At 71.7% G+C, this 1043-nt stretch carries 2 protein-coding genes; one reads left to right on the top strand and one right to left on the bottom strand.

Going from position 1 to position 1043, the window contains the following annotated elements:
* Positions 1–129 (top strand): 30S ribosomal protein S9 (gene rpsI / locus BIV28_RS19320; RefSeq protein WP_076264164.1); only part of this gene is annotated, 129 nt, incomplete at its 5' end.
* 114 nt (positions 130–243) lie between these two features.
* Here the strand turns inward: rpsI and BIV28_RS19315 are convergent.
* Positions 244–1043 (bottom strand): hypothetical protein (locus BIV28_RS19315; protein WP_076264163.1); only part of this gene is annotated, 800 nt, incomplete at its 5' end.

Below are 1043 nucleotides of genomic sequence, written 5' to 3'. Positions count from 1 at the left end.
GTCGACGCCGAGCTCAACCGCCCGGCGCTGAAGAAGGCCGGCTTCCTGACCCGCGACGCCCGCGTCCCGGAGCGCAAGAAGGCCGGTCTCAAGAAGGCCCGCAAGGCCCCGCAGTACAGCAAGCGCTGACCCGCTGCGCCCCCGGGCGCACCCGTCACGCCCGAAGGCCCCCGAGCACTGCTCGGGGGCCTTCGTCGTGCGGTGGTGCGGTGGTGCGGTGCTTCGGTGGTGCGGGGCGACGCCTCAGCTCACGGTCGCGTGCGACAGGTCGCAGCGGTTCGTGTCGTTGGACCACGTCGCCTGCATGGCGAAGGAGCCCTGCGCCGTCGACACGTTGCCGGCGCCACCCGCCGAGCCCGGGGCGATCCAGGCGCACTCGTCGGCGTTCTCCTGGCCGGAGTAGGTGCGCGAGGTCGTGTTCGTCCAGCCGCCCGCCGGGTTCTGGTCGGTGATCGTCTCGGCGTACTCGTGGCCCTCGACCATGCTGTAGCCGTCGTCGGTCCCGGCCGCGCCGGCGTTGACGAAGTTCTGGCCGCAGCTGGTGCCCATGTCCATGACGTAGGGCATGTTCGTGAAGGCGATGTCGCCGTAGGCCGAGGCCGAGCCCACGTACGGGTCGCCGTTGTAGTCGTGCCAGGCGCAGAACGTGCCCGACGGCGTGTTGAAGCCGTCCGGGTGCGTGCCGGTCGGGGACAGCACGACGTACTGGGCGTAGCGGTTGCTCGCCGCGGTCGTGTTGCCGAAGTGGCCGGCCGCCTTGACGGCCTCGTCACCGAGCTGCTTGGCCGTGGCCGAGGACGGGGCGGCGGTCGACGGGTCGTACCAGACGCCGGCGAGGTTGCCGCCGGTCGGGTAGCCGACGTGGGCCGCACCGGCCGGGCACGAGGTCGCACCCTTGGCCACGAGCGGGCCGTCGCAGTACTGCGTCATGACCCCGGACCACGCCTCGTTGTTCGTGCCGAGGCCCTTGAAGAGCTTCTGCACGACGGGCGCGCCCGTCTTCGGGTCGCCGGTGAAGGTGAGGTTGCCCGACGCGTCGGTGC

This window comes from Intrasporangium flavum, assembly GCF_001956915.1.
Taxonomy (GTDB): Bacteria; Actinomycetota; Actinomycetes; order Actinomycetales; family Dermatophilaceae; genus Monashia; species Monashia flava.
The sequence above is the reverse complement of the archived record's forward strand: the minus strand, read 5'-3'. Positions and strand labels throughout refer to the sequence as shown.